The 26,334-nt window shown below is 65.3% G+C and carries 23 protein-coding genes and 2 pseudogenes; 13 read left to right on the forward strand and 12 right to left on the reverse strand.

The features are described from left to right. Positions 1 to 152 precede the first annotated feature (152 nt). A pseudogene (locus KP010_RS12320) lies at positions 153 to 572 on the reverse strand (PepSY domain-containing protein); the annotation flags it as partial. Next, a pseudogene (gene recQ, locus KP010_RS12325) lies at positions 464 to 2,239 on the reverse strand (DNA helicase RecQ); the annotation flags it as partial. The pseudogenes KP010_RS12320 and recQ, both read right to left, overlap by 109 nt. 165 nt (positions 2,240 to 2,404) lie before the next feature. Here recQ and KP010_RS12330 point away from each other — a divergent pair. From KP010_RS12330 to KP010_RS12340, 3 genes are all read left to right on the forward strand, one after another. Continuing rightward, positions 2,405 to 4,645 (forward strand): multicopper oxidase family protein, encoded by a 2,241-nt coding sequence (locus tag KP010_RS12330; RefSeq protein ID WP_142863078.1) that lies wholly within the window; start codon positions 2,405 to 2,407, stop codon positions 4,643 to 4,645. A 153-nt stretch (positions 4,646 to 4,798) separates the two neighbouring features. Further along, entirely contained in the window at positions 4,799 to 6,349 is a 1,551-nt protein-coding gene (locus tag KP010_RS12335) for an NAD(P)H-hydrate dehydratase (RefSeq protein WP_142863077.1), read from the forward strand. 159 nt (positions 6,350 to 6,508) lie between these two features. Further along, entirely contained in the window at positions 6,509 to 7,027 is a 519-nt protein-coding gene (locus tag KP010_RS12340; RefSeq protein ID WP_026599014.1) for a DUF1269 domain-containing protein, read from the forward strand. A 25-nt stretch (positions 7,028 to 7,052) separates the two neighbouring features. Here KP010_RS12340 and KP010_RS12345 read toward each other — a convergent pair whose 3' ends face one another. The 3 genes from KP010_RS12345 to KP010_RS12355 all read right to left on the reverse strand — a co-directional run bounded on the left by KP010_RS12345 (position 7,053) and on the right by KP010_RS12355 (position 10,411). Beyond that, positions 7,053 to 9,059, reverse strand: coding sequence for a DNA/RNA non-specific endonuclease (locus KP010_RS12345; protein ID WP_142863076.1), 2,007 nt, complete (start codon positions 9,057 to 9,059; stop codon positions 7,053 to 7,055). 86 nt (positions 9,060 to 9,145) lie between these two features. Continuing rightward, positions 9,146 to 9,922 (reverse strand): glycerophosphodiester phosphodiesterase family protein, encoded by a 777-nt coding sequence (locus tag KP010_RS12350; protein ID WP_142863075.1) that lies wholly within the window; start codon positions 9,920 to 9,922, stop codon positions 9,146 to 9,148. A gap of 3 nt (positions 9,923 to 9,925) precedes the next feature. Beyond that, positions 9,926 to 10,411 (reverse strand): RidA family protein, encoded by a 486-nt coding sequence (locus tag KP010_RS12355; protein WP_108917214.1) that lies wholly within the window; start codon positions 10,409 to 10,411, stop codon positions 9,926 to 9,928. Between the two features lie 258 nt (positions 10,412 to 10,669). Between KP010_RS12355 and KP010_RS12360 the strand changes: the two genes are divergently transcribed. Then, on the forward strand, positions 10,670 to 11,533 hold the full coding sequence (locus KP010_RS12360) for a cell envelope integrity EipB family protein (RefSeq protein ID WP_108917213.1): 864 nt from the start codon (positions 10,670 to 10,672) through the stop codon (positions 11,531 to 11,533). A gap of 49 nt (positions 11,534 to 11,582) precedes the next feature. On the opposite strand, the gene KP010_RS12365 is transcribed toward KP010_RS12360, so the two are convergent. Together KP010_RS12365 and KP010_RS12370 are read right to left on the reverse strand one after the other, a co-directional pair. Continuing rightward, positions 11,583 to 11,933, reverse strand: coding sequence for a hypothetical protein (locus KP010_RS12365; RefSeq protein ID WP_108917212.1), 351 nt, complete (start codon positions 11,931 to 11,933; stop codon positions 11,583 to 11,585). 36 nt (positions 11,934 to 11,969) lie between these two features. After that, complete coding sequence (locus KP010_RS12370) at positions 11,970 to 12,917, reverse strand: aspartate carbamoyltransferase catalytic subunit (protein ID WP_142863074.1); 948 nt, start codon at positions 12,915 to 12,917, stop codon at positions 11,970 to 11,972. 179 nt (positions 12,918 to 13,096) lie between these two features. Between KP010_RS12370 and KP010_RS12375 the strand changes: the two genes are divergently transcribed. Beyond that, positions 13,097 to 13,588: an SH3 domain-containing protein gene (locus KP010_RS12375; protein ID WP_142863073.1), complete on the forward strand. Its 492-nt coding sequence runs from the start codon at positions 13,097 to 13,099 to the stop codon at positions 13,586 to 13,588. 54 nt (positions 13,589 to 13,642) lie between these two features. Here KP010_RS12375 and KP010_RS12380 read toward each other — a convergent pair whose 3' ends face one another. Next, positions 13,643 to 14,479 (reverse strand): bifunctional 2-polyprenyl-6-hydroxyphenol methylase/3-demethylubiquinol 3-O-methyltransferase UbiG, encoded by an 837-nt coding sequence (locus KP010_RS12380; RefSeq protein WP_158271797.1) that lies wholly within the window; start codon positions 14,477 to 14,479, stop codon positions 13,643 to 13,645. Positions 14,480 to 14,847: 368 nt separating this feature from the next. Here KP010_RS12380 and KP010_RS12385 point away from each other — a divergent pair, with 368 nt between their 5' ends. From KP010_RS12385 to nadC, 6 genes are all read left to right on the forward strand, one after another. After that, on the forward strand, positions 14,848 to 15,771 hold the full coding sequence (locus KP010_RS12385) for a class I SAM-dependent methyltransferase (RefSeq protein ID WP_142861556.1): 924 nt from the start codon (positions 14,848 to 14,850) through the stop codon (positions 15,769 to 15,771). Continuing rightward, positions 15,768 to 16,835, forward strand: a complete 1,068-nt coding sequence (locus KP010_RS23305; RefSeq protein ID WP_142861557.1) for a glycosyltransferase family 4 protein — start codon at positions 15,768 to 15,770, stop codon at positions 16,833 to 16,835. Before KP010_RS12385 ends, KP010_RS23305 begins: the two co-directional genes overlap by 4 nt. Positions 16,836 to 17,067: 232 nt before the next feature. After that, positions 17,068 to 18,159 carry a quinolinate synthase NadA gene (nadA, locus tag KP010_RS12395; RefSeq protein ID WP_142861558.1) on the forward strand — a complete coding sequence of 364 codons (1,092 nt, stop codon included), beginning with the start codon at positions 17,068 to 17,070 and terminating at the stop codon, positions 18,157 to 18,159. Positions 18,160 to 18,210: 51 nt separating this feature from the next. After that, a complete protein-coding gene (locus KP010_RS12400) occupies positions 18,211 to 18,846 on the forward strand; it encodes a DUF4202 domain-containing protein (protein WP_142861559.1) in 636 nt (211 codons plus the stop codon). A 4-nt stretch (positions 18,847 to 18,850) separates the two neighbouring features. Then, a complete protein-coding gene (locus tag KP010_RS12405) occupies positions 18,851 to 20,377 on the forward strand; it encodes an L-aspartate oxidase (protein ID WP_142861560.1) in 1,527 nt (508 codons plus the stop codon). 85 nt (positions 20,378 to 20,462) lie between these two features. Then, on the forward strand, positions 20,463 to 21,320 hold the full coding sequence (nadC, locus tag KP010_RS12410; protein ID WP_142861561.1) for a carboxylating nicotinate-nucleotide diphosphorylase: 858 nt from the start codon (positions 20,463 to 20,465) through the stop codon (positions 21,318 to 21,320). 79 nt (positions 21,321 to 21,399) lie between these two features. Here nadC and KP010_RS12415 read toward each other — a convergent pair whose 3' ends face one another. The 3 genes from KP010_RS12415 to KP010_RS12425 all read right to left on the reverse strand — a co-directional run bounded on the left by KP010_RS12415 (position 21,400) and on the right by KP010_RS12425 (position 24,111). Next, positions 21,400 to 21,981, reverse strand: coding sequence for a carbonic anhydrase (locus KP010_RS12415; RefSeq protein WP_142861562.1), 582 nt, complete (start codon positions 21,979 to 21,981; stop codon positions 21,400 to 21,402). 108 nt (positions 21,982 to 22,089) lie between these two features. Then, positions 22,090 to 23,736: a copper resistance D family protein gene (locus KP010_RS12420; RefSeq protein WP_142861563.1), complete on the reverse strand. Its 1,647-nt coding sequence runs from the start codon at positions 23,734 to 23,736 to the stop codon at positions 22,090 to 22,092. 3 nt (positions 23,737 to 23,739) lie between these two features. Continuing rightward, positions 23,740 to 24,111 (reverse strand): copper resistance CopC family protein, encoded by a 372-nt coding sequence (locus tag KP010_RS12425; protein ID WP_142861564.1) that lies wholly within the window; start codon positions 24,109 to 24,111, stop codon positions 23,740 to 23,742. Positions 24,112 to 24,261: 150 nt separating this feature from the next. On the opposite strand from KP010_RS12425, the gene KP010_RS12430 reads away from it, so the two are divergent. Both KP010_RS12430 and KP010_RS12435 read left to right on the forward strand, forming a co-directional pair. Continuing rightward, positions 24,262 to 25,188, forward strand: coding sequence for a glycine--tRNA ligase subunit alpha (locus tag KP010_RS12430; protein ID WP_142861565.1), 927 nt, complete (start codon positions 24,262 to 24,264; stop codon positions 25,186 to 25,188). Positions 25,189 to 25,268: 80 nt separating this feature from the next. After that, the gene (locus tag KP010_RS12435) at positions 25,269 to 25,670 is read left to right on the forward strand and encodes a hypothetical protein (protein WP_142861566.1); all 402 of its coding nucleotides are present in this window, start codon (positions 25,269 to 25,271) and stop codon (positions 25,668 to 25,670) included. A 4-nt stretch (positions 25,671 to 25,674) separates the two neighbouring features. Here the strand turns inward: KP010_RS12435 and KP010_RS12440 are convergent, their stop codons facing one another. Then, the gene (locus KP010_RS12440; RefSeq protein WP_142861567.1) at positions 25,675 to 26,232 is read right to left on the reverse strand and encodes a gamma-glutamylcyclotransferase; all 558 of its coding nucleotides are present in this window, start codon (positions 26,230 to 26,232) and stop codon (positions 25,675 to 25,677) included. Between the last annotated feature and the right edge of the window lie 102 nt (positions 26,233 to 26,334).

Below are 26,334 nucleotides of genomic sequence, written 5' to 3' on the forward strand. Positions count from 1 at the left end.
GCGCCTCGCCCTTCGCTCAGAGCCGAGAAAAACAATGGTTCTGCGCGCGTCGCCGGAGAATAGGCGTCGGAACGAAACCTCACATGAACCTCACGACGACGCTCGCCCCGAACAGAGCAGCCGCTCTCTTATAACGCACTCTATTTCGACTCCTATCGCCAATCTGTCATGATACTTTCGCGAGACTTCTCTGGAGGTCGTGCGCGGACGAATGCGCTTTGCGCGCGCTTCTTCCACCAGATATAGACGCCGGTGACGGACAGCATGGCGATGACGAGGCCGAGCGCGCAGACGAAGATGCGATAGGGCAGGCCGAACACGCTCGCCATATGCGGAGCGACGAGCCGAGCGGTGATCGTGTTGCCGGAGCGCCGGCCGGTCAGAAGACCCGCGATCGTCGTCGCCGATCTCGTCGATAATGCGGTCGGTCGGCTCAGCGCAACGCGTCCGACAGCGCCTCGAGGAAAGCGTCGCCATATTGCGCGAGCTTGTGCTCGCCGACGCCTTGCACGCGGCGCATCTCGTCGAGCGTCGCCGGGCGACGCGACGCCATCTCGATCAAAGTGCGATCGGGGAAGACCATATAGGCGGGCAGGCCGGCGTCGCGCGCCAATTCCAGGCGCTTTTTCTTCAGCGCCGCCAGCACGCGCTCCTCCTGCTCGTCCAGCGGCGTCGCGCGCGGCGCCTCGCCGCGCTTGCCGCGCGGCGCCTTCGCTGTCAGCGGATCGCGGCGCAGCGAAATCTGCGCGCGGCCGAAGAGAATATCCTCGCCCTTTTGGGTCAGGTGGAAGCCGCCATGCTCCGTGCTCGCAAGAGCGCGCGCGGCGAAGAGCTGCCGCACGATCGCGCCCCAATCCTGCTTGGAGCGATCCTTGCCGACGCCGAAGGTCTTGAGACCGTCATGGCCGTTGCGGCGCACCGCCTCGCTCGCCTCGCCGATGAGAATATCGGCGAGATAGCCGGCGCCGAAGCGCTGGCCCGTGCGCATGGCGGCGGAGAGCGCCTTTTGCGCGTCCACCGTGCCGTCATAGACATGCACCTGGCCGAGACAAATATCGCAGCGTCCGCAGGGCGGGCTCTCCTCGTCGAAATAGGCGAGCAAGGTCTGGCGCCGGCAGGAAGGCGTCTCGCACAGCATGGCGAGCGCGGAGAAGCGGTCGTGCTCTATGCGCTTGCGCTCATCGGGCACGTCTTTCTGATCGATCTGCCGGCGGCGGAAGGCCATATCGTCGAGGCCGTAGAGAGTGAGCGTGTCGGCCGGCAATCCGTCGCGGCCGGCGCGGCCGATCTCCTGATAATAGGATTCGACGCTGGACGGCATGTCCGCATGAGCGACAAAACGCACGTCCGGCTTGTTGACGCCCATGCCGAAGGCGATGGTCGCGACGGCGATGATTCCGTCCTCTTGCAGGAATCGATCCTGATTGCGATTGCGCAGCGTCTGCTCGAGCCTGGCGTGATAGGCGATGGTCTCGTGGCCCTGCTCGGCGAAATAGGCGGCGAGCTTTTCAGTGGCGTCGCGCGAGGAGCAATAGACGATGCCGCTCTCGCCGCGATGCTTGTCCAAAAAGCGTTGCAGCTGGCGGCGCGGACTGTCCTTGGCCGCGAAATTGAGCGCCAGATTGGGCCGGTCGAAGCTGTGCAGAAAAACGTGCGGATTGGTCGCGAACAAGCGTTGGGCGATATCGGCGCGCGTCGCCTTGTCGGCGGTGGCGGTGAGGCCGACGACTTGCGCGCCGAGCGTCGCCGCCGTGGCGCCGAGCTCGCGATATTCCGGGCGGAAATCATGGCCCCATTCGGAGACGCAATGCGCCTCGTCGATCGCGAGGCGGGCGGCGCCGGCGCGTTGCAGCTCGGCGATGAGGCCGGGCATGACCAGCCGCTCCGGCGAGACGAAAAGGAGCCGCAATTCGCCGGTGCGAATGCCGCGGCGCGCCTCGTCATTCTCGGCGGCGTCGTTCATGGAATTGAGCGTCGCCGCCGGCACGCCATAGGCGCGCATCTGCCGCACCTGATCGCGCATCAGCGCAATGAGCGGCGAGACGACGACGGTGAGCTTGCCGTCGACGAGCGCGGGCAGCTGATAGCACATGGATTTGCCGCTGCCTGTGGGCATTATGGCGAGCACCGGCTCGCCGGCCAGCACGGCGGCGATGATCTCCGCCTGGCCGGGCCGGAAATCCTCATAGCCGAACACGGATTTGAGCAGCGCGCGCGCCTGCGGGGGGAGGGAGGGCATAAGGAGGAGTTAGCACGCCGGGGGACGGGGCGCGAGGGCGGCGCGGCGGGCGTCCGATTTCGGCCAAAGGAGACGATCCGTCACATTGTTCGCCACAATATGGGCGATCATTCTCCTGACCGCGGTTTCGCGTTCGATTTGCTTGCTTCTCGAGGATTTCGTTTCATGCTCATGAAATTCGACAATCACCTGCCGCTCGCCGCCCTCGACGTCATCGGCGCCGGCCAGACCGGCGGCTGGGGGAAAATCGCCATTTCGGTCGAGGCGCGCAGCGTCAAATTTACCGACGCCGTCGCCGCGCCCGCCGCACCCAACGCCTGGTGCTATATTCGTCAGGGCTCGCCGCAGGAGCGCACCGCCAGCCTCGAGAATTATCTCGGCCCGATCGTCAATGTCACGCGCGGGCGCCCGCTCGAGGTGGTCTGGATCAACCGGATCGGCTCCATGCCGGCGGAAAAGCCCGGCGACGCGCGCTCGCTCGCCATGCCGCCGATCGATCCGCCGCCTATGGATCTCGCCGAGGACATAGACCAGTATAAATCGATGAATTATCCGGTCGGCGTCGTCGCCCATCTGCACGGCGCCAAGGCGCGGCCGGATTCGGACGGCTGGCCGCTCAGCCCGGCGAGCTTCGAGGGCAATCCTTATGGAATGCCGGCCTATCGCTCCTATTGCTATCCCAATGACCAGCGCGCGGCCATGCTGTGGTTCCATGATCACGGCATGGACAATACGGCGGTGCAGGTGCACGCGGGCCTCGCAGGGCTCTATTTCGTGCGCGACAATTCGGACGCGGAGCTCTTTCATCTCATCGGCTACGAGACGCAGGAATTGCCGCTCGTCATTCAGGACCGCTGCCTGAACGCCGACGGCGCCGGGGTGAGCTATCTGAAGGGCGTGCCGCTGCAGAAGGACCCGGCGAGCGGCAAGCGCTCTTTTATTCGGCCGGAGTTTCTCGGCGACACGATTCTCGTCAATGGCCGGCCGTGGCCGCACGCCCATGTCAATCCCAAGATCTATCGCCTGCGCATCCTCAACGGCTCCAACGCGCGCAGCTATGCGCTGACGCTCGCCGATCCGGACGGCAAGATCGGCGGCAAGATCTGGTATGGCGATCTTCTCACCGCCATCGGCAATGACGGCGGCCTGTTCAGCCGCGGCGAGAAGCTCGAGGAGCTCGATTATCTCTTGCTGGCGCCGGGCGAGCGTCTCGACGTGCTGCTCGATCTCACGCAAATCGACAATGACGTCCTCGGCTCTCTTCATCTCGTCAATCTGTCGATCGCGGGCTATGACCCGACGCAGCCGGAGCAGGAGCCGATCTTTCAGAACGACGCCAATTCCGTCTTCGCGCCGGGAACGCCGGAGGCGCTGAAGGCGATCGCCTTCACGCAAAAGAGCGACGGACCGCATGCCGATCTGCCGCTCGCCAATGTGATGGAGTTCCGTATCGTCGACGCCGCGCATACGCATGGGGCCGGGGGCGCCGCTGCGCCGGCGGCGCATCACGCCGCGGCGCAGCCGCCGCTCGATCGCGTCACGCTCGACAAGATTTTGCTGCGCTACGCCGATGACGAGAGCTTCCGCTGGGACGCCAGCACGCCGGGGTTGATCCGCGCCAACACGGATGCGCCCGTGGTGCGCAATCGCTTCGTGCTGCTGATGAACGACACCGCCGGCAAGGCCGATGTCGAGCCGGTCAATCCGATCACCGGCGCGCCGTGGCGCGACACGCAAATGTGGGAGCTGCGGCCCTCCACCGCGCCCATAGGCGACGCCAGCGCCTTCACATTGCCCTTCGACGCCAAGCTGGCGACGCCTTGGGAGGAGGGCCAACCCGCGGCGGGAGTCGCCTATCAGGTCTCGCGCGCCTTTTTCTTCGAGCCCGCCGACCCCAATCCGCCCCATGCGGCGCGCCACGCCGATCCGCTATGGCCGCTCGCCACCGACAATGTCGATCCTGCCGGCTATCCGCCCATCTATCGCTACGCGCATCTCTATCGGCACAATCCGGCGGCCGGCCGCGCCATTATCCGCCCGCGCGAGGGAAGCTATGAGCGCTGGTATGTCGCCAATATCGGCAATGATCAGGCGCATCTCGCCGATGGCGTGCCCGACATGCATCCGTTCCACATGCATCTCGTGAATTTCGTCGTGCTGCGGCGTTTTCGCCTGCGCAAGGACGCCGCCGAGAACTCTGTCTTCGCGCGCATAGAGCGGCGGCTCGATTTCGACGGCGTCGTCCGTCACGATACTGTGCGGATCCAATCCAACGAGCTGGTCGAGCTGCTCGTGCATTTCCCGCGCGGCTATACGGGCGTCTATCCCTATCACTGCCATCTGGTGGAGCATGAGGACATGGGCATGATGCTGCATTTCGACGTGCAGCCTCAAGGCGCGCCCTGAGCCTCGATTCGGCGCGGCGTCGATTCGGCGCCGCGCGCTCGATGCGCGACGGCCGGCCGCCTCGCTCGCGCAAACGCGTCAAAAAAGCGCGGGTTTCGGCCGTAGCGGGGAAAAGGCGTTGCGGAGCGGGGCGGTTTCGCCCACCATCGCGCCATGCCGCTCGGACCCTATCCGCCCGAACTTTTGACCACAGCGCAAATGGCGCGCGCCGACCGCCTCACCATAGAGAGCGGCGTCGCCGGCATGGCGCTGATGGAGAAGGCCGCCGCCGCCATAGCCGCGGCCGCCACGGCCTTTCTTGTGAAGACGGCGGGTCGGCGCGTGCTGGTGCTGTGCGGGCCGGGCAATAATGGCGGCGACGGCTATGTCGCCGCGCGCATATTGCGCAGCCAGCGCTTCAAAGTGCGCGTCGCCGCGCTCACGCCGCCGGACACTCTGCACGGCGATGCGCGCTTGGCCGCGGCGAGCTGGGACGGCCGCGTCGAGGACGCGGCCACTTGTGATTTCAAAGGCGTCGATCTCGTCATCGACGCTTTGTTCGGCACGGGTCTCGCGCGTGATCTGGACGGACCGACGGCGGAGCTGATCCTGCGCCTCAACGCCTGGCGCGAGGAAACCAAGCAGAAGATCATCGCCATCGATATTCCGTCCGGCGTCGATGGCACCAGCGGCGCCATTCGCGGCGTCGCCGTGCAGGCCGATTCGACGGTCACTTTCTTCCGGCTGAAATGCGGGCATTTGCTGCTGCCGGGCCGGCTGCGCTGCGGGACCATCTCCTGCGCCCACATCGGCATAAGGTCGAATGTGCTGGAGAAGATCGAGCCGCAGACCTTCGTCAACGAGCCCGCCGCCTGGCGCGACGCTCTGCGCCTGCCGAGCGTCGAGGGCCACAAATATGCGCGCGGCCATGCAGTGGTGGTCTCGGGCGGCGCCTCGCATACGGGCGCGGCGCGGCTCTCGGCGCTGGCGGCGCTGCGCGGCGGCGCCGGCCTCGTCACTCTGGCGACGCCGCAGGAGGCCTTCGCCGTCAACGCGCCGGCGCTGACCGCGGTGATGCTGCGCGTCGCCGACGGGCCTGCCGGGCTTTCCGCTCTGCTCGAGGACAAGCGCAAGAATGTCGTCGCTCTGGGGCCGGGCCTCGGCGTCGGCGAGGCGAGCTGCGCTCTGGTCGAGACCGCGCTCGCGCCCTCGCCGGAGCGCCGCGCCGTGGTGCTCGACGCCGATGCGCTGACCAGCTTCGCGCTCGCGCCGGATCGTCTGCGTGAGGCGATTCGCGCTGCGCCGGGTCCGGTCGTGCTGACGCCGCACGGCGGCGAGTTCGCGCGGCTCTTTCACGGCCAGCGCTGGGAGCGCACGATCAGCGGCGCGCCCATTTCCAAGCTGGAACGCACGCGCGACGCCGCCCGCGATATCGGCGCCATCGTGATTTTCAAAGGGCCGGACACTGTGGTCGCCGCGCCGGACGGGCGCGCGTCGATATTGGCGGAGGCTTCGCCTTGGCTCGCCACCGCCGGCTCCGGCGACGTTCTCACCGGCATTGTCGCAGGCCTGCTGGCGCAAGGGATGGAGCCTTTCGCCGCCGCCTCCTGCGCCGTGTGGATGCACGCCGCCGCGGCGGATGATTTCGGCGCCGGCCTCATCGCCGACGACATCATCGATCGTCTGCCTGCGGCATGGCGACGCCTGGTTTCGATTCAGCCCTAGCTCCCTACATAGAGAGAAGCGGAAACGATGCGCGCATTCGTGCGTTTCGCCGATCGAGGCGGAGCGCGTCGAGGTCGCCTCGCATTCGCGCGGTCGTCGCAACGACACGTTCACGCGCTTCAATGAGAATGCGCGCCTTCCGACAAGAGGAGAGCTTTCATGTCCGATCTCGTTGTCATCGTCTATCCGACAGAAGCCAAGGCCGAGGACATTCGGCAGAAGCTGTTCGAGCTGCAGAAGGAATATGTGATCGAGATCAGCGACGCCGTCATCGCGGTCAAGGAGCCGAGCGGCCATGTGAAGCTGAACCAGCTCCTCAACACCACCGCGGCCGGCGCCGTGAGCGGCACCTTTTGGGGCGCGCTGATCGGGCTCATCTTCCTCAATCCGCTGCTCGGCGCGGCGATCGGCGCGGGCGCGGGCGCGCTCAGCGGCGCGCTCACCGATTACGGCATCAACGACGCTTTCATGAAGCAGCTCTCGGAGACGCTTCAGCCCGGCAACGCCGCTCTCTTCGTGCTGATCCGCAAGCTGACGGCCGACAAGCTGCTCGATGCGGTGAAGGGCACTGGCGGCATCGTGCTCAAGACATCGCTCGATCACAATAAGGAGCAGGCGCTGCGCGACGCGCTCGCCGCGCATGTGTCGACGGCGGTCGCCGCGCCTTCGACGCCTTGATTGCGCCGAAGCATCCGAGACGCTGTCAGCGTCTCGGATGCTGCACATCGGCCAGCGTGCGCAGCCGTCGTCCGGCGCCGGGGCCGGTGAAGACGTCGGCGGTTCTCACTGCGTCCGGGAAGCGTAGTCCCGTCTCCGTTTCGATTTTCGTCACCGGAACCTGAAAATTCTGGCCGGGCTCCGCGCTGTTCGGGCCTACTGGCAGCTGCTCGAAGGGAATGTTCAGAGCATAGTCCTGCTGGCTCACCATATAGGCGCTCGAGTAGAGCGCGCCCCTGCGGTCGGCGACGACCACCACCTTCCAGAAGAATTGCGGGATCAGCACGCCGCGATGCTCTTCGTCGTCGGATCGGAACAGGGGGCCGGTGAAGACGCTGGCGCGGACATCTTCCTCGTCGGTGTTGTAGAGAATGAAATTCTCGAGACCCTGCCAGAGGTCGGCGCCTTGATTGAAGCCCCAATATTGGGGCGAGCAATTGGTCCAGTGGAAGGTGTCGTCATTCGCCTGCTTGGCTTCGCGAATCGCGCCCCAAACCGGGTCCAGCCGGCGCACGAGATGGCCGCGGTCGAAATAGTTCTTCCCCGGCACGGGCTCGTTTCCATAGAGCTCGTCGCCGTTCTGCAATTCTTCCGGCAGGCGCGGGTCATAGTACCAGGCGTCGGCGCCGCGATCGAGATTGACCCATTTGGCGCCGTCTATGTTGACGGCGGTGAAGAAGGCCAGCTTACGCTTGGGGTCGCCATTGAAGACGACCGAGAAGTGCAGATAGCGCAGCACGTCGTCCGAGGCGCCGGCGATTTTGGCCGGGCTTCCGAAGCGCAGCGCATTGGGGCCGAGCGTCGGCAGGGGCGCGGCTACCGGGAGAAAATTCGGGTCATAGCCTTTTCTGCCGTCGAAATAATTGGCCGGATGCGTGCGCCGCTTCGGAGCGCGCGCCGCTTCCAGAGCAGCCGATTGCGCGACGAGGATCGCCGGGGCGCCGATGATCGGTGGGCCGACGATGCTCTGCAAGGGCTGCGCGCCCGGAAAGGGCGCAACGCCGGAGGCGTCGGCGAGCAGATCTGCGATCAGCGCGGAGCGCGGCGTCGCTGAGGATTTGACCTGCTGCTCGAGGTCGGCGAGCAGCTTGGACACACGCACGCCCTCATTGGCGATCCATTTGATCTTCTCTCCCTCGAGCCGCCGCGCCGTCGTTGCCGGGGCGGTCGATCCGTCGGCGAGCGTCCAATGCTCGACGCCATTGACGATCGTGCGTTCCGGCACGCCGGCGTGATGAAGGCAGACGACCTGCCAGGCGTCCGTGCAGACGGGCGCGCCCGAGGAGCCCGGTGCGGTGTCCGACGAATACCAGAGGAAATCGTCCTTCGAAGAATCTCTCTCGTCGCCATATTTGACGATCTTGTTCTCTCGCAGCGAAATGCGCTTCGTGCGCGCGTCTGGATGCTGGATGATCGTGACGTAATGGCCAGCGTCGATCTTGCCGGTGCGCGCGTCGAGACGCAGATAGCCGAAATCGGCGAGCGCGGCGCCGTCCTCGCTTCGCTCGGCGACGACGACGATCGTATAGTCGAGACGATTTCTCGGACTGGTGACGAAGCCGTCCTGCGGCGACAGGGCGAAGCGGGTGCTGCGGCGCAGCCGGCCCGAGCCGTCGAGCTCATAGCCGAACTCGATCGTCGCGCGCAGCGCGTCCTCGGGCGTGGGCAATATGTGATTATTGGTCAGCAGCAGGCGCGGGCCGATCAGAAAGCCCGTTCCCCATTCGCTCCCATTGCCGACGAGGGCCGGCGCATTGATGCGGCAGACCGCGCGCGCGGCCATGAGGCCGCGCTCGAGATAATTGATCTCGACGAGATCATTCGCGCCGATCAGCGCTTCATAGGCGTCGAAATCGACTCCTGCGCCAGCGCGCACGCGATGCACGATCTGGTCGACCACACGGGCGGGATCCGGCGTCGGATGCGGGGCGGCCTGTCCAGATCGGATCTGGTCGCGCAATTCGGCGTCATCGAACTTCGATTCGATAATCATTTCGAGCTCCAAATAAATTTAACGATCGATATTAGCGCGAGCTCGACGATAGATTTATGACGGAAAACGACCTCGGACGAGGCCGCTCAGGGCGCAAATCCCTCGAAGACGATCTGATCGGCGAAGGCGAGCGCCGTCTTTGCCTGTTCCGCGCCGCGCACGGTCCATGTCGTCACCGGAATGCCGAGGTCCTCGCGGCAGCGGCGCGGAATCTCATGCGGCAGATCATGGACATTCCACGATAGAAAATCCGGCCGCGTGCGTTCGACATGGGAGAATTGCGCGAGCTCCTCGCGCTGCGCGGCGGAGAGAAAGCGCCAATCCTCGCCCTCATAGGACGCCTGCGCGACGACGCCGAGCGGCGCGCCCGCTATGCCCAGCGCGCCGAAATGCGCGCGCAGCTCCGCGATCGGCGCCGGATCGAAACTTTCGATCGCGGCGACGCCGCGATAATGCGCGACGATTTCCGCGACGCTGCGGGCGAGGGCGAGATCGCCGTCGAAACGGCTTTTGATCTCGATGAACAGCGGGACGTTTCCGCCGATCGTCGCGAGAAAATCACGGAGCGTCGGAACGCCTTCTCGCGTTCCGCGCAGGGTGAGGCGGGCGATCTCGAAATGATTCAGCGCGTCGAGACGGCCCGTCGCGTCGGTGAGACGCTCCAACGTCTCGTCGTGGAAGACGACGACCTCGCCGTCGGCGCTCGCCTGCACGTCGCATTCTATGGCGTAGCCGGCGCAGACGGCGGCGCGCGCCGCCGACAGCGAGTTCTCGACTATGCCTTTGGAGCGATCGTGCAGACCTCTATGCGCGATTTTATGCTCGGTGAGCCAGTGATAGGGAACGCCGCCGCCGCGCGTCATCGCCTACTCCACGATCTCGAAGGTTCCGTCCACTTCCACCGCCGCGTCGAGCGGAAGCTGCGCGACGCCGACGGCGAAGCGCGCATGGCGTCCATTCTCGCCGAGCACGGCGGCGACGAGATCGGAGGCGCCGTTCAGCACTTGCGGGATCTGGCCGTAATCGCCGGCGCTGTTGATGAAGCCGCCGAGCCGCAAGACGCGCAGCTTGGCGAGATCGCCGCCCGCCGCGACGGAGGCCTGCGCCAGCAGATTGAGGGCGCAAATCCGCGCCGCCGCCTGGCCGGCTTCGAGCGCGACGGAGGCGCCGAGCTTGCCCTTATGCGCGGGATCGATCGCGCCGCCGGGCCCGACCGGCAATTGTCCAGAGACGAAGACGAGATTGCCGGAGCGCGTCCAGGGAACATAATTGGCGACGGGCGCCGCCGGGGTGGGGAGGGCGAGCCCTAGAGCCTCGAGCTTTTCGAGCGGTGTCTTCGCTGTGTCGGACATTGCGCTTTCCTTTCGTCGATCTTCGAGCGATCTCGCGTCTTCGTCCCCGACCGTAATTTGGCCAAGGTCGGGAGGCAATGCGTCGAGCGAGACTTCGCCTCGACATCTCGTTCGTCCGAGATAGACTGGTCGAGCGAGCGCAGCGCGCAGCGACGACAGCCGAAGCGAGGCGGCTCCCCCTGTCGAAGTCGACGCGAAGCGCCGGGAGACGCCGGACCCGTAACCAACCCGAGCTCGACAGAGGGAGAAAGACCCCACATGGCTCCAAAAACGATCATCGGCGCGACGCTCGCCTGCGCCTCCTTTCTCGCGCTCGCGGCTCATGCGGCGCAGACCGACACGACCGCTACGATCGCGGCCGTCGCCGCTCAGCCACAGCTCGCGCCGCATCGCGCCGTCTATGATCTGACGCTGGCGCAGGCGACGGGCAGCAAGGCTCCGACCTCGGCGCGAGGCCGCATCGCCTTCGATTTCACCGGCTCCTCCTGCGAAGGCTGGGTGCAGAATTTCCGCCAGATCACCGAATTGCAGCCCGCGGAAGGTCCGCCGCGCCTTTCTGACATGCGCTCCGCCACTTTCGAGGCGGGCGACGGCAAGGATTTCCGTTTCCGCATCGAGACCAAGCTGGACAATGTCCAGGCCGAGGACATAGACGGCAAGGCCAAGAAGAAGATCGGAACGCCGCTCTCGGTCGATCTCGCCCGGCCCAAGCAGTCGACGGTCTCGCTGGACGGCGGCGCTCTCTTCCCGACCGAGCATTTGCGCCATATCCTCGCCGCGGCGGTCGCGGAGGAGCGCATTCTCGAGGCCAAGGTTTTCGACGGCTCCGGCGACGGCGAGAAAGTCTTCGACACGATGAGCGTGATCGGCAAGCCGAGCAATGGCGCCGTCACGGAAAAGGCCGCGCAGATCAAGGAGCTGGAAGGGCTCAAGCGCTGGCCGGTGTCGATCTCCTATTTCGAGCCGGGCAAACGCGACGAGCAGCCGGTCTATGTTCTGTCCTTCGACCTCTACGAGAACGGCATCTCGCGCGCGCTGAAGCTCGACTATGGCGATTTCGCGCTCACCGGCGAGATGACCGAGCTCTCGCTGCTGCCGAGCGCAGCCAACTGCAAGATGTGACGCGGCCGCTCTCCCTCTTCCCGCCGGGGAGAGGGAGAGCGAGGCGTTTTCAGCGGATAGGGGGCTTTTGCGGAGCGGCCTTGCCGCGGCGCTCCATATGACGCCGGCCGACGCGCCCCGTCCAATAAGCGACGAAGACGATGAAGACATAGATCAGCAGCATCCAGGGCCAGCGCTCGCTGGCGCTTTCGGCCTTATCGGAGAATTTGATCCAGCCTTCGAAGAGATATTCGACGCCGAAACCGAAGATAAAGGTGAGGATCAGCACGCTTTTCCACCAGGAGAGGCGAAAAAAGCCGGCGGTGAGCGCGACCATCGCGGCGGCGATGCCGACGCCATTGACGAATTGCTGCAAGAGCCCTTCGGAAAACAATGTGATCAGGCGAACGACAAAGACCATCCGGCGCCCCTCTGCGATCTGCGAAATCGGCTCATACTACACATTCGGTAGGTGCTGCGCGAGCGCCTCCAGCACCGCCATGCGCACGGCGACGCCCATTTCCACCTGATCCCTTATGAGCGAGCGGGCGCCGTCGGCCACGCTCGAGTCGATCTCGACGCCGCGATTCATCGGGCCGGGATGCATAACCAGAGCGTCGGGCGCGGCATAGGCGAGCTTCTCCTCGTCGAGGCCGAAGAAATGGAAATATTCGCGGCTGCTCGGCACAAAGGCGCCGTTCATGCGCTCGCGCTGCAGCCGCAGCATCATCACTATGTCCGCGCCGGCGAGGCCGGAGCGCATATCATGGAAGACCTCGACGCCGAGGCGCGACAGCGAATCGGGCGCGAGTGTCGAGGGGCCGACCGCGCGCAGCCGCGCGCCCAGCGCGCTCAGGAGAATAATATTGGAGCGGGCGACGCGGGAATGTAGCACATCGCCGCAGATCGCGACCGTGAGCCCTTCGATGCTGCCCTTGTGGCGGCGGATCGTCAGCGCGTCCAGCAGCGCCTGCGTCGGATGCTCATGGGCGCCGTCGCCGGCGTTCACCACCGCGCAATCCACCTTGCGCGCCAGCAGATGAACCGCGCCGGCGCGGGCGTGGCGCACGACCAGAATATCCGGCCGCATGGCGTTGAGCGTCATCGCCGTGTCGAGCAGCGTCTCGCCCTTCTTCTCCGACGAATTGGCGACCGACATGTTCATGACGTCGGCGCCGAGCCTTTTGCCGGCGATCTCGAAAGACGCCTGCGTGCGGGTCGAGGATTCGTAGAAGAGATTGACCTGGGTGCGGCCGCGCAGCGTGGCGCGCTTCTTCTCCACCTGGCGGGAGACCTCGATCGCCTCCTCGGCCATGTCGAGCAGAGTGACGATGTCGATGCGCGACAGCCCCTCTATGCCGAGAAGATGGCGATGCGGAAAGACGGGATGCGGTTTTTGCGGCATGGCCGTCGTCTATAGCAGTTTCTCGCGCGCTGGCCAGCCTCGCGCCCTCATGGTTGAGAAATCCTGGACAGGATCGCTCGAAAGCGACGGCGGAACCAAAGAGGATGAAAAAGAGTTCAAGAATTGCCCGAGATGGAGCGTTTCTTTCCCGCAATTCTTCGCGAAACAGGAGATCGTCAATGCAACTTCGGCTCGGCTCGCCGCTCCTCGCGGCGGCTTTCTCGCTCTGCGCCGCCACGGCCATGGCGGCTCCCCGCGTCGCCACGGATTTCTCCAATATGCGCTCCGGGCCCGGCGCGCGCTGGCCGGTCATCGCGCAAATCCCGGCCGGCGCCAAAATCAGGCTCGACAATTGCGGGCCGGGCTGGAAACACGACTGGTGCCAGATTCGTTACAAGGGCAAGCGCGGCTTCGTCGCCGCCAACACGCTGGAGCCGACGATGAAGAATGTCATCGTCGCCCCGCTCGTCACCCGCGACACGACCGCCGTTCGCTCGGGCCCCGGCGAGAGCTGGAAGGTGGTCGCCAAAATTCCTGCGGGCCGAAAGGTCGTCTCCTCCGGCTGCCAGAAGGGATGGATGACCAATTGGTGCAAGGTCGCCTATGAGGGCAAGTCCGGCTATGTCGACCGCAATTATCTGAAGCGAAAGGGCGCCGTCTTCGCCCGCTAGCGCGCTTCCGGCCGAGAGCCCGAGACCGCGGCCCACTCCGCTGGGCGCGCGGTCTCACATTCGAGCTTTCTCGATCTCGACGACGAGACAGGCTTGCCGCCGCAGCCCCTTGGCCAGGAGATGCAAGGGCCAGGAGAGGAGCGCGATCGCCTTCTCCTTCGCGCTGCGAAGCAGGCGCCCGGCGAGGTCGGGCGCTTCCGACGGAGCGCCGCCATAGGCCGGCTCCGCCGCCGTGTCGGACCCGGAGCGCCGCAGCTCGCGCAGACAGTCGCGGACGGCGACCATGAACGTCGTCAACACCTCGCTCTCATACTCGGTCGTCCGCCATCTGCAATTGGCGTCGGACGGCGCAATGAAGCGAAGGGCCGAAGGCGTGATCATGCTCACATGATCGACCGGCTTGAACATCGGCCAGAAGCGGCCGCTGATTCGGCTCGCGAGACTCGCGGCGTTGGGGGTGATCATCAGCAGAACGCCGCCCGGCCGAAGAACGCGCAGGACGTCGGAGACAAACGCCCGCTGGTCGTAAATATGCTCGATCACATGGCTGAGCATCACCAGATCGAAACCCGCGTCCTGGCAATCGGCCGAATTGAATGGCGCGACGCGAATGTCGAGACCGAGTGAGCGGCCGATGCGAGAGTGCGGCTCGCTGGGGTCGACGCCGATCGCTTCCCACCCCAATTCCTTCGCGGCCAGCAGATATCCGCCCGCTCCGCAACCGATGTCGAGCATACGAATTTTTTCACAATTCGGCGGCGCATGGCGCCTGAGGACCGCGATCTTTTCCTCCACGCCGAGAGTGCGCCGAGCCGATCGCAGATCGGCGGATTCGATCCATGAGCCGAGATCATAGGAAGGAGCCAGCGCGAGATATTGCTCGGCCGTCATATCCGCCGTGACCGAATGGCACTCGTCGCATTTCCAATAGCGTCTGCCCTGTCGATGAAACGCGAATCTCGCTTTGGCGGAACCGCAAACTCTGCAATGAGCCATGGATCGACGCGCGCCTCCCGCGAAAGGGCGATGCGCGCTCCCTGGTTGAATCGCTCGTCGCATCCGCCCGGTCGGCGCTTCTCGCGGAGCAATTGGTTGACGAATGGTGAAACGATAGCGGTTCGTCGCCGCAGCGACCAGTCCCGTCGCTCACCTAGGCGCCGCGATGCGCGAGAGGGCAATGGGTCTTTTTCCGCATGGGAGATTCGCGCATTGCGGCCGATAGCGTGGCGAATTAACCATGGAAAGGAGCTTTCTCCGCCATGGAGAAGCTCGAGTGCTCCTTTCGCGAACGCCGCTTCTTAGGATTGGGGGATTCGATGGTCTATGCCGAGAAGCGCATCGACGCTCTCGCCGCGCCCGACGTCCAGCAGGGAAACAAGAAATGGTGGACGTCCAACACGATGAGCTACGACTGGAAGGACCAGGTGCGGCTGGAAAAATTCAGCCGGCAATGGTTCGACGAGATCGATCGGCGATTTCTCGCCGGAGCGAGACTTTTTTCGGCGCAAGAGAATCCATTCTATGAATTGATGGAAACGTCCTCGCTCGAGGGCAAGCGCGTCCTCGAGATCGGCTGCGGCATGGGCTTTCATGCGGAATTGCTTTCGAGGGCAGGGGCGGTTTTAACGACGGTGGACATTTCGCCCACTTCGGTCGAGGCGACGCGCGCGAGATTCGCCGTGAAAGGGCTCGACGCCGACATCTTCGAGATGGACGCGGAAGCGCTCGCTTTTCCCGACGATAGTTTCGATCTCGTATGGTCGTGGGGCGTCATCCATCACTCGTCCAGAACGGGGCGCATCGTTCGAGAAATCGAGCGCGTATTGAAGCCGGGCGGCAGCGTCAAGCTGATGGTCTATAATCTCGGCGGCATGTCGGCCTATCTGACGATGATGATGCGCTACAGCTTGAAATTCTGGTCTGGATCATCCGTCGACGAAGAGCTCTGGCGGTCGAGCGACGGATTCACCGCCCGCTTCTATTCCAAGGATTTGCTCGCCGATCTGCTCTATACCTTCTTCGAGCATGTCGACATCGAGACCTTCGGACAGGAGGCCGACGCCATTCCGCTGCCGAGACAGCTGCGGCCGATAGCGCGATTGTTCATCTCGAACGCGAAGCAGCGCGAGCTGGCGCGCCAGCGCGGCGCCTTGCTGTTCGCCGCAGCGCGGAAGCGGTCGTGAGCGGCCGCGCGCCGTCGATTCTCCTCTGTTCGCAATTTCTCGACGAAGGACGCGGCGGCATTTGCGAAGTCGCGCGATTGACGATGCAGGCGCTTTGCGGAAGGCATGACGTCTCCGCGCTGGCCTGCATGGAAAAGGCGGATTTTCGCATCGGCGCGACGCCTGTCCGCGGCTTTCGTGGAAGTCGCGCGCGTTTTGTTTTCGACCTCGCGATGCAGGCGCGGCGCGCGACGCACATATTCTATGATTTCGCGGGAACGGCGCGCGCTCGGCAATTCGTGAGATTGCCCGCCCGTCCATATGCGGTATGGGCGCATGGATGGGAGGTCTGGGGCGAGCCGAGGCGCGATTACGAAGAGGCTATAGCGCGGGCCGATATCGTGCTCGTGAACAGCGTCTACACGATGGAGCGGGCGTATCGGATGCTCGACCGCTCGAAAGCGGTGCGATTGTGCCGGCTCGCGACCACGAGCGACGAAAGGCCGGATTTCGTGGGGCCGTCCGAGGGGAGGCCGACCGTCCTTCTGCTCGGACGCATGGATAATCTGCTGGCCAAAGGACATGACATTCTGATCTCGATTTGGCCGAAGGTCGCCGCAGCCGTTCCCGGCGCCCGGCTCGTTTTCGCCGGCGGAGGAGAAGCCGCGGAGCGCGTGCGCGCGCTGGCGCGAGCGTCTCGAGCGGCGCGATCGATCGAAATCATCGATTTCGTGCCGGCCGACAAGATCGACGAGCTATGGCGTTCCGCGACGATTTTCGCGATGCCCGGATTCGCCGAGGGTTTCGGGCTCGTCTACATCGAGGCCATGCGGCGCGGGCTTCCCGTCATCGCCTCGCGTGAGGACGCTGGGCAGGAAATCAACATAGACGGCGAGACGGGTTTCAATATTTCGCGAGATTCGCCGAGCGAGATCGCCGACGCTCTCATCGAGCTGCTGCGTGATCCCGACCTCGCGCAGCAGTTCGGCATGGCGGGCTACGCCAGATGGCGCGATCATTTCCGCTTCGCGCATTTCGAACGGCGCTTCGAAGAGGCGACGGCCGATTTTCTGGCCGCGTCTTAGACGAGAGCGTTTCGGCCGCGCAGCGCCGCGATGCGAGGGTCTTGTTTCTGGGCGCGCATTGGGCATATACTCATTACGAGCATATATCGGCGATGGGACGAATCGGCCAAGGGTTGCCGAAACGTCACATCGCTTCTAAGCTGAAAACCATTCTCTGTCGGGAGCGCCCGGTGGAGTTTTTGATTGGCCCTCTTATGCTCCAATTGAGCATAAGTGCGTTCGGAGGAAGCCAATGGGCATCCCGTTCCAGACAGGCGACAAAGAGCGAGCGCCCGCTCATGCTTTGGGCGCGCTCGAGGGCGCGGCGCAGCGCTTTCCCGTGCTGCCCATGCCCAATCTCGCCTGGAACAGAGAGGTCGAGGCCGCGACCGCCCATCTCTATGAGCGCGTCGCCAAGGTCATGCCGGCGATCGAATGGGCCTATCATGCGCCCTATGTGAAGGCGATCAACGAGCTGAAGCGGGAACGCAACGCCGTCATCCTCGCCCACAACTACCAGACGCCGGAAATCTATCATTGCGTCGCCGATTTCGTCGGCGACAGCCTGCAGCTCGCCAAGCTCGCGGCCACCTCCGACGCCGAGATCATCGTGCAGGGCGGCGTGCATTTCATGGCCGAGACCTCGAAGATTCTGAGCCCCGAGAAAGTCGTGCTGACGCCCGATCTCGAGGCCGGCTGCTCGCTCGCCGCCTCCATCACCGCCGCCGACGTGCGCGCGCTGCGCGCCGAATATCCGGGCGTGCCGATCGTCGCTTATGTCAACACTTCCGCCGATGTGAAGGCGGAGGTCGATATTTGCTGCACTTCTTCCAACGCGCTGAAAGTTGTGGAGAGCCTCGGCTCCGATCGCGTCATCATGCTGCCGGATCGCTATCTCGCCGAGAATGTCGCCGCGCAGACCAAGGTGAAGATCATCGCCTGGCGCGGCGCCTGCGAGGTGCATGAACGCTTCACCGTCGAAGAGCTCGAGAGCTATCGCGCCGATCATCCGGGCGTGAAGATCATCGCCCATCCCGAATGTCCGCGCGAGGTGGTGGAGATATCCGATTTCGCCGGCTCGACGGCGGCGATGATCGATTATGTGCGCGCCAAAAAGCCGGCGCGCGTGCTGCTCGTGACCGAATGCTCCATGGCCGACAATGTCGCGGCGGAGACGACCGGAACCGAGTTCATCCGCCCCTGCAATTTCTGCCCGCATATGAAGCGCATCACTCTGCCGAAGATTCTCGACGCGCTGGTGCATATTCGCGAAGAGGTGACGGTCGATCCGCTGATCGCCGCGCGCGCGCGCGTCTCCGTGCAGCGGATGATCGATCTGGGTTGACGGACTCCCTTCTCCCGCGGGCGGGAGAAGGATTTTTCAGGGAGCGCGGCCATGACGGCGCGATACGAGGCTCTGATCGCAGCGATCGACGCCGCCAATGCCGACGATCCGCGCAGAGTGACGACCGACGGCGCCGAGCGCGCTTTCGAGATCGTCTATGCCGAGCGCATGACGGCGCGCCTTGCCGCGCTCTATCCCGAGGCTTCGGAGTTGCTGCAAATCGCGACCCGCGCGCAGCATCTGCGCCGCTGGGACATTCCGCGCGAGAATTTCCCGCTCGGCCGCCATGGCTACAACGACTGGCGCAAGGAGTGCCGCGCCCATCACGCCCGCCTCGCCGGCGAGCTCATGAGCGCGCAGGGCTATGCGGAAGACGAGATCGACCACGTCGGCGCGATCATCCGCAAGGAGAAGCTGAAGAAGGATCGCGACTCCCAGGCGCTGGAGAATGTCGCTGCGATCGTCTTCCTCGAGCATTATTTCGACGACTTTCACGAGAAATACAAATATTACGACGATGAGAAAATCGTCGACATCCTCGGCAAGACGCTGTGCAAAATGTCGCCCAAGGGCCATGGCGCCGCTCTCGCCCTGCCTTTGCCGGAGCGCACGCGCGCGCTGGTCGCTGCGGCCATCGCCAAGGAGAGCGAGGCGCTCGCCAAGCTCGCAGCCGTAGCGATCGATTAACGCCATGCCTGCGCCCATCCTCATCGTCGGCGGCGGCCTCGCCGGGCTCTTCTGCGCATTGAAGCTCGCGCCGCGCCGCGTCCGCGTGCTCACTCCAGGCTCGATCGATGAAGGCGCCGCCTCCTTCTGGGCGCAGGGCGGCGTCGCCGCGGCCGTGCTCGACACGGATTCGCCGGAGCGTCACGCCGAGGACACGCTGAAGGCCGGCGCAGGAATCGTCGACGCCCGTGTGGCGCTGGGCATGGCGCGCGAAGCCCGCGCGCGTATCGAAGATCTTCTCTCTTATGGCGTGCCCTTCGATCGCGCCGGCGGCAAATTCACGCCCTCGCGCGAGGCCGCGCATTCGGAGCGCCGCATCGTGCGCGTGAAGGGCGACACGGCCGGCCGCGCCATAATGGAGACGCTCGTCGCCGCCGTTCGCGCGACGCCCTCGATCGAATTGTTGGAAGGCTTTTCCGCGCAAGAATTGCTGACCCGTGACGGCGGCGTCATCGGCCTGCGCGCGCGCGGCCGCGATGGGCTGCTGCGCGATTTTCTCTCGCACGCGACAGTGCTGGCCACGGGCGGAATCGGCCATCTCTATCGCGTCACCACCAATCCGAAAGAGGCGCGCGGCCTCGGCCTCGCAATGGCGGCGCGCGCCGGCGCGATCATCGCCGATGCGGAGTTCGTGCAGTTTCATCCGACCGCGATCGACATAGGCGTCGATCCGGCGCCGCTGGCGACGGAATCGCTGCGCGGCGAAGGCGCGATCATCGTCGATCGCTTTGGCCATCGCTTCATGGCCGATATCGATCCGGGCGCCGAGCTCGCGCCGCGCGATATCGTCGCGCGCGGCGTCTTCTCCTCCATCGCCGCAGGGCGGGGCGCTTTTCTCGACTCGCGCGCCGCCGTCGGCGCGGAGCTCCCGACGCGCTTTCCGACCGTCTATGCGAGCTGCATGGCCGGCGGCGTCGATCCCGTGACGGAATCGATTCCGATCGCGCCCGCCGCGCATTATCACATGGGCGGCGTCGCCACCGACGCGCAGGGGCGAACCGCGCTCGCCGGCCTATGGGCGGCGGGGGAGGTGGCTTCGACCGGCGTGCATGGCGCCAATCGCCTCGCCTCCAATTCCCTGCTCGAGGCGGTGGTGTTCGCGGCGCGCATCGCTGCTCACATTCCAGCGACGCAGGAAGAAGCCGCGGTTGCGGTTCCGCCGTCCGCGCGCGATGAAGCGGCCGCCCCGCGACAAGACCTCGTCGATGAGCTGCGCCATGTGATGGCGCGCGACGTCGGCGTCATTCGCGACCGCGCCGGGCTCACGCGCGCGGCGGCGGCGATCTTGCGCATAGAGGCGGCGACGACAAACGTTGAATTGCGCAATATGGCGCTGACTGCGCTGCTGGTGACGAGCGCGGCGCTGGCGCGGCGCGAGAGCCGCGGCGCGCATTTCCGCTCGGACTTTCCGCGCGCCGAGGACGCGCTCGCGGATCGCTCCTATATGACCGAGGCGCAAGCGCGCGCCATCGCCGCGGAGGCGCTGAAATGATCTGGTCTCAGCGCCGTCGATGCGAGCCTGAAGGCGCGCGCTCTGGACCGCGAGCCTTCAGGCTCGCTTCTATGCGGACGCCGCGATGACAGCTCCCTGGACCCTTCCCGCCCCTCATGTCGAAGATGTCGTGCGCGCCGCTCTCGCCGAGGATTTCGGCCGCGCCGGCGACATCACCACTCAGGCGACGATTCCAGAGACCGCCAACGCCCGCGCCGTCATCGCCGCGCGCGAAGCGGGCGTCGTCGCGGGCCTCGCCGTGGCCTCGACGGCCTTTCGCCTCGTCGATCCTTCCGTGATGTTCACGCCCGCGACGCAAGATGGCGCGCATATCGGCGAAAGCGGGATCATCGCGCGGATCGAAGGGCCGGCGCGCGCCATTCTCTCGGCCGAGCGCGTCGCCTTGAATTTCCTCGGCCGGCTCTGCGGAATCGCCACGCTCACGGCGCGCTACGCTGAGAAAATCGCGCATACGAAAGCGAAGGTCTGCGACACGCGCAAGACGACGCCGCTGCTGCGCGCATTCGAAAAATATGCGGTGCGCTGCGGCGGCGGCGCCAATCACCGCTTCGGCCTCGACGATGCGATTCTCATCAAGGACAATCACATCGCCGTCGCCGGCGGCGTCGGCCCCGCTCTGCGCGCGGCCAAGGCCTTCGCCGGCCATATTGTGAAGATCGAGATAGAGGTGGATACGCTCGCGCAATTGCGCGAAGTCCTCGCCGAAGGCGCCGACATCGTGCTGCTCGACAATATGCCGCCGGATGTTTTGCGCGCCGCGGTGGCGCTGATCGGCGACAAAATGCGTGTAGAAGCCTCCGGCGGCGTCACGCTGGAGACGATCGCGACAATAGCCGAGACGGGCGTCGATCTCATTTCCGTCGGCGCGCTCACCCATTCGGCGCGCACGCTCGACCTCGGCCTCGATATCGAGATCGGCTGATCTTTCGGCGATAGCTTTCCGGCCGACCGCTGCGCGCGATGCGCGCGCGAAGCGGCCGATCGTCATGCGTTTCGTCTCGTCAGGCGGCGGCGCGGCCGGCCTCGGTCGCCTTGGGGACGTCGATCAGCTTCCCGCTCTTCACATCATAGATGAAGCCGTAGATCGGAATATTCTTCGGCGTCAGCGGATGCTCGCGGACGCGCTTCACATCCTGGTAGACGCTCTCCTCCTGCGACTCGATGGTGAGCCATTTCACGAAATGGCCCGCCGTGCAGCCGCCGCCATGCTGCGGATTGGACCAGGCCGTTCCATCGAAGGCCGCCGTCGCCAGGCTGTCGTCGAGCAGATCGGCCATCACCTCGTCGCAGAACAGCTCCATGCCGCAATCGGAATGGTGGATCACGAACCATTCGAGCGTGCCGAGCAGCTTGTGCGAAATGATCAGCGAGCGGATCGCATCGTCGGAAGCGCGCCCGCCGGCGTTGCGGATCACATGCGCGTCGCCTTCCGAAAGGCCGGCGTATTTGGCCGGGTCGAGGCGCGCGTCCATGCAGGTCAGTATCGCGAAACGCCGCGCCGGCGGCAGAGCGAGTTGCGCCTTGTCTCCGAAATCGGCGACATATTTGTCGTTCGCCGCCAAGACTTCCGCGAGAATCGTCATATGTTCCTCCCATTGGGCTCTTCGCCGTCGGGATTTCTAAGGCGCGGGCTAGAAGCGTCTGAAATGCAGAATTTTCATGCGCTCATGAACATTGTGCATGAAGTCGAATCATGCCTCCCGATAGGCGAGCAGCATCAGCCCCGCAAAAGTGAAGGCGATCGGCCAGACGATTCCCGCGATGCGCGCGCCCGGGCCGTCGAGGCGAATCTCCAGCCAGCGGGCGGAAGAGGCGAGGAGGCCGACCAGCGCCAGCGGCGTATGTGTGACCTCGATGAGAAATTCCTCGCGGATATTCGAGAGACCGTGCGAATGGGCCAGCAGCAGCGCGCCGCCGACGCCGGTGATGAGCGGAAAGGCGAGGGGCGCCCATTGCGCCTTCACTCGCTGCGTCCGCACCCGCCATTCGAAGATTCCAAAGCCGATGATGAGCGCGAGGAAAATGCGATGCTGCGCGATCTCGGGGTCGCGCAGGCTCTCGATGAGGCCGAGCTGGCCGAGCGGCCAGACGGCTTCGTCCGCGCGCAAAAAGAGGAAGCCGGCGAGGCCGAGCATCAACATGGGCCAATGGCGCGCGACAGGCGACAGGCGCCGCCAATGCTCGAGCAGCGCCAGCAGCCCCATGGCCGTCACGAACAGGCCGGCGATGTGGTGATTATATTCCGACCAGGCGATGTCCTCGGCGTTGCGCTGCGCCGCTATGGAGGCCGTGACGGCGTCGCTCGTCTCCGTCGGCGTCGCCTCGTCGGCGCGCGCGGTCTGGATCGGCGGCAGCGAAACGGATAGGGTGGAATGGTCCGGGCTCTCGAGCCGCGGCGGCCATTGCGGCGTCAGCCGCTCGACGATCTCGGCGAGGCTCACCCGGTCGCGCGCGAGATCGACGGCCGGCGGCAGCGAGGAGAGCGATGCGGCGGCGAAAACGATCGTCCAGCCGATTCCGATCTCCACTTCCGCGAAACGGCGCAGCCGCGCGAAGGCGCGCGGATCGGTCGGCTGGCGGCGGACGGCGAAGAAATTGAGCGCGCCGAGCGACAGCAGGCCGGCGAAGAGAATGGCCTTGGCGCCGACCATGACGCCATAGGCGGCGCCATAGAAATTTTCGACCTCGCCGATATAGACGGCCGACATTGCGACGCCGCCGGCGGCGATCATCGTCACGGCGACGATCGAGAGATGCGAGAAGCGCAGGCCGATGGCGCGCTGCGCCGCGCCCTCCGGAGCGCGCGCGAGCGCGATGAGAAAATAGGGAATGCCGCCGATCCACAGAGCGACGCCGGTCAGATGCGCGAGCTCGGCGGCTATGAGGCCGGGCGGATTGTCGAGCCGGCTCACCGCATGAGTGGCGCCGAGCCGCGCGCAAACGAGCGCGGCGGCAAAGATGGCGAGGGGCAGGGGCGCAATCGCCGGCCCGCGAATGGCGAAAGCGAGCGCGAGGGCGGGCGCGGCCGCGAGGGCGTCGGACCTCACCGCATCGGCGGTCAGCGCATCGGCGAATGAGAGTTCCAGCGCGCCGACCAGCATTGTGGCGAGCGTGGCCGCGTCGAGGGCGATGAGGAGAGCGAGCGCGATCGCGCTCCAGAAGACAATGGCGCGGGCGCGTGCGGCGATCGGCTCCGCCGCCGCGCCGAGCAGCGGCGCCAGTGGGCGGGCGACGAGCAGAAGAAATGCGACGCCGCCGACGGCGAGCGACAGCGCTCCTGAAATGGAGCCGCGCAATATGACGCTCAGAAAGCCGTAGATTTCGATGAATTGCTGCATGGCTCAACGGCCGACGCGAAAGGAGACGTCGCCGCGGGTGATGTGCCCGTCGACGCTCAGCACCTGCCAATGCAGCCGATAGGCTCCCGGGCGCAAGTCGCGAAGCGCAGCGCGCATTTCGTCCGCGGCCTCCGCCTCCAGCAGCGGAAGCACGGTCCCGTGCATGTCCGGCGTGATCAAGAGCAGCCGCGAGCGGCGCGCGTCGATGCGGCAGTTGAATCGCAGCGCCACCTCGAGATCGGGGCCGGAGATGGTCTGCGCCTCCCGCGGCGTCGATTCCGAGAGGACGGCGTGCGCCTGCGCTGGCCTCGCCCCTTCGATCCAAATTGCCGTCGCCGCCCCGCCGATCGCCAAGACGATGTCTCGCCCCCTCATTCCAGCCCCTGCACTCCTTCATGTTCGCCGGCGGCGGGACAATAGCGCGGGACGTCGGGGGGCGCGCGGCTTTTTTGCGGGCGCCTCGCCGCGTTGACCGGCGCGCGCGCGGCGACTAGCCTGCCGGCCGCAGCATGAGGATCGATGCAAATGACCGCGCCAGACCGACTTTCTCCCGCCCGCTCGTTCCAGGGACTCATTCTGACCCTGCAAAATTTCTGGGCGGCGCAGGGCTGCGTCATTTTGCAGCCCTACGATATGGAGATGGGCGCGGGCACGTTTCACCCCGCCACCACTCTGCGGGCGCTCGGCCCCAAGCCTTGGAAGGCCGCCTATGTGCAGCCGAGCCGGCGCCCCAAGGACGGACGCTATGGCGAAAACCCCAATCGGCTCCAGCACTTCTATCAATATCAGGTGATTCTGAAGCCCTCGCCGCCGGATTTGCAATCGCTCTATCTCGCCTCGCTGGAGGCGATCGGCGTCGACACCAGGCTGCACGACATTCGCTTCGTCGAGGATGATTGGGAGAGCCCCACTCTCGGCGCCTGGGGGTTGGGCTGGGAATGCTGGTGCGATGGCATGGAAATCTCGCAATTCACCTATTTTCAGCAGGTGGCGGGCTTCGATTGCGCGCCCGTCGCCGGCGAGCTGACCTATGGGCTCGAGCGGCTCGCCTGCTATCTGCAGGGCGTCGATTCGATCATGGAGCTCAATTTCAACGGCGGCGAAGAGGACAAGGTCACTTATGCCGATGTGTTCCTGCAGGCCGAGCAGGAATATTCGCGGCATAATTTCGAGGCCGCCGATACGGAGAAGCTGTTCTCCGATTTCCGCGCCGCCGAGTCCGAATGCCGCAAGCTGCTCGCCTTCGGCGACAGAGGCGAGGGCGAGCGCCATCTGATGGCGCTGCCGGCCTATGACCAATGCATAAAGGCCAGCCACGCCTTCAATCTTCTGGATGCGCGCGGCGTGATCTCCGTCACCGAGCGGCAGAGCTATATTCTGCGCGTGCGCGAATTGGCGCGCGCCTGCGGCGCCGCCTGGCTGCGCACCGAGGGAGGCTCCGCAGCGGCGTAGATCGCGCGCGCTCGGAGAGTTTGACAAAAGTTCTTTTTATGTTCTAATTTTGTTCCAGTTCTTGATTAGGTGAGGTCGTCATGTTCGTCGTCGATCGGGTCGAGCGCCGAGAGGCGAAGCCGGGGAGGGCGGAGGCGTCGCCCATTCGCGGGCGGGGATTGGCCGCGCTGCATTCCACGCCGCTGCGCGAGCGCTTCTATTCCTGGCGCGCCGGCCGCGACGAAAGCTATGTGTGCACGATATTTTCGGCCGAGGAAGAGGCGCTGGTGGCGCGATTCGCGCGCGCCGTCGTCATCGGGGTCGCGCGGGAGGGGGCGGAACGCCGGCCGGTCTGCGTGCTCGTCAGCGAGGATTTCGACACGAAGAGCGGTCGGCTCGCGCGCGTCGCCGCGGGCGCGCTCGGCGTGAACGAATGGCATGTGCGCTTTTGCGCGCTGCCGGGAGAGGTCGCGCGCCACCTCGCGCGCGCCTTGCTGAACTGAGGCGTCAGGCGCTCTCGGCGAGCGGCGCCTCGCGCGCGGCGAGCCGGCGCACGATTTCGGCGAGCGCCGGATCGTGAATGTCGAGCTGCTGGAGATGCGCGTGCGTGTTGCGGACGTAGGAGGGATTGTCGCCCGAGGCGCCGACTCCGCCTTCGACGAGCCGGGTCATCTCGTCGATCGACAGGCGTCCGGCATATTGCTCATGGGCGCGGTCGACGATGAAAGCGAGCGCGCGGGCCGAGCCGCCCTCGGCGAAGCGTAGCCCCACATTGCGCTCGACATAGACCGAGGTCACCAATTCGCGGGCGCGAAGATAGGCGATCGTCTCCTCGCGCGCCGCGCCGCGGACGCGAAAGGCGACGCCGAGACAGGAGCCGCCATAGTCGAGGCCGAGCACGAGGCCGGGACGCTCTCGCGTTCCGCGATGGACATGGGAGAAGACGCAGAGCGAGCGGTGATAGCCATGCACCCAGGCGAGGCCGCTCTCGAGAAATTCGAAACCCGGCCGCCACATCAGCGAACCATAGCCGAAGACCCAGAAATCGCCGTCTATCGTCGCCATCGATCGCCGACCTCTCCTTTCGTGCGTCGAGAGCGTTTCCGGCCGCAGCGGACGCTGGTTCGGCGTCGAAAACGCGTCGAAGCGAGGGGCGAGATTCCTGCG

The organism is Methylosinus sp. KRF6 (genome assembly GCF_018887255.1).
GTDB classification, from domain to species: Bacteria; Pseudomonadota; Alphaproteobacteria; order Rhizobiales; family Beijerinckiaceae; genus Methylosinus; species Methylosinus sporium.

Excerpts from the sequence above, each read along its gene's own strand:
- KP010_RS12440 (WP_142861567.1), bottom strand. The coding sequence starts at position 26,232 with ATGGCGACGATAGACGGCGATTTCTGGGTCTTCGGCTATGGTTCGCTG.
- KP010_RS12380 (WP_158271797.1), bottom strand. The coding sequence starts at position 14,479 with ATGACGGCCGAGCAATATCTCGCGCTGGCTCCTTCCTATGATCTCGGC.
- KP010_RS12335 (WP_142863077.1), top strand. The coding sequence starts at position 4,799 with ATGCCGCTCGGACCCTATCCGCCCGAACTTTTGACCACAGCGCAAATG.
- nadA (WP_142861558.1), top strand. The coding sequence starts at position 17,068 with ATGGGCATCCCGTTCCAGACAGGCGACAAAGAGCGAGCGCCCGCTCAT.
- KP010_RS12400 (WP_142861559.1), top strand. The coding sequence starts at position 18,211 with ATGACGGCGCGATACGAGGCTCTGATCGCAGCGATCGACGCCGCCAAT.
- KP010_RS12435 (WP_142861566.1), top strand. The coding sequence starts at position 25,269 with ATGTTCGTCGTCGATCGGGTCGAGCGCCGAGAGGCGAAGCCGGGGAGG.
- nadC (WP_142861561.1), top strand. The coding sequence starts at position 20,463 with ATGACAGCTCCCTGGACCCTTCCCGCCCCTCATGTCGAAGATGTCGTG.
- KP010_RS12425 (WP_142861564.1), bottom strand. The coding sequence starts at position 24,111 with ATGAGGGGGCGAGACATCGTCTTGGCGATCGGCGGGGCGGCGACGGCA.
- KP010_RS12340 (WP_026599014.1), top strand. The coding sequence starts at position 6,509 with ATGTCCGATCTCGTTGTCATCGTCTATCCGACAGAAGCCAAGGCCGAG.
- KP010_RS12370 (WP_142863074.1), bottom strand. The coding sequence starts at position 12,917 with ATGCCGCAAAAACCGCATCCCGTCTTTCCGCATCGCCATCTTCTCGGC.
- KP010_RS12365 (WP_108917212.1), bottom strand. The coding sequence starts at position 11,933 with ATGGTCTTTGTCGTTCGCCTGATCACATTGTTTTCCGAAGGGCTCTTG.
- KP010_RS12360 (WP_108917213.1), top strand. The coding sequence starts at position 10,670 with ATGGCTCCAAAAACGATCATCGGCGCGACGCTCGCCTGCGCCTCCTTT.
- KP010_RS12355 (WP_108917214.1), bottom strand. The coding sequence starts at position 10,411 with ATGTCCGACACAGCGAAGACACCGCTCGAAAAGCTCGAGGCTCTAGGG.
- KP010_RS12405 (WP_142861560.1), top strand. The coding sequence starts at position 18,851 with ATGCCTGCGCCCATCCTCATCGTCGGCGGCGGCCTCGCCGGGCTCTTC.
- KP010_RS12330 (WP_142863078.1), top strand. The coding sequence starts at position 2,405 with ATGCTCATGAAATTCGACAATCACCTGCCGCTCGCCGCCCTCGACGTC.
- KP010_RS12415 (WP_142861562.1), bottom strand. The coding sequence starts at position 21,981 with ATGACGATTCTCGCGGAAGTCTTGGCGGCGAACGACAAATATGTCGCC.
- KP010_RS12375 (WP_142863073.1), top strand. The coding sequence starts at position 13,097 with ATGCAACTTCGGCTCGGCTCGCCGCTCCTCGCGGCGGCTTTCTCGCTC.
- KP010_RS12350 (WP_142863075.1), bottom strand. The coding sequence starts at position 9,922 with ATGACGCGCGGCGGCGGCGTTCCCTATCACTGGCTCACCGAGCATAAA.
- KP010_RS12345 (WP_142863076.1), bottom strand. The coding sequence starts at position 9,059 with ATGATTATCGAATCGAAGTTCGATGACGCCGAATTGCGCGACCAGATC.
- KP010_RS12385 (WP_142861556.1), top strand. The coding sequence starts at position 14,848 with ATGGAGAAGCTCGAGTGCTCCTTTCGCGAACGCCGCTTCTTAGGATTG.
- KP010_RS12430 (WP_142861565.1), top strand. The coding sequence starts at position 24,262 with ATGACCGCGCCAGACCGACTTTCTCCCGCCCGCTCGTTCCAGGGACTC.
- KP010_RS12420 (WP_142861563.1), bottom strand. The coding sequence starts at position 23,736 with ATGCAGCAATTCATCGAAATCTACGGCTTTCTGAGCGTCATATTGCGC.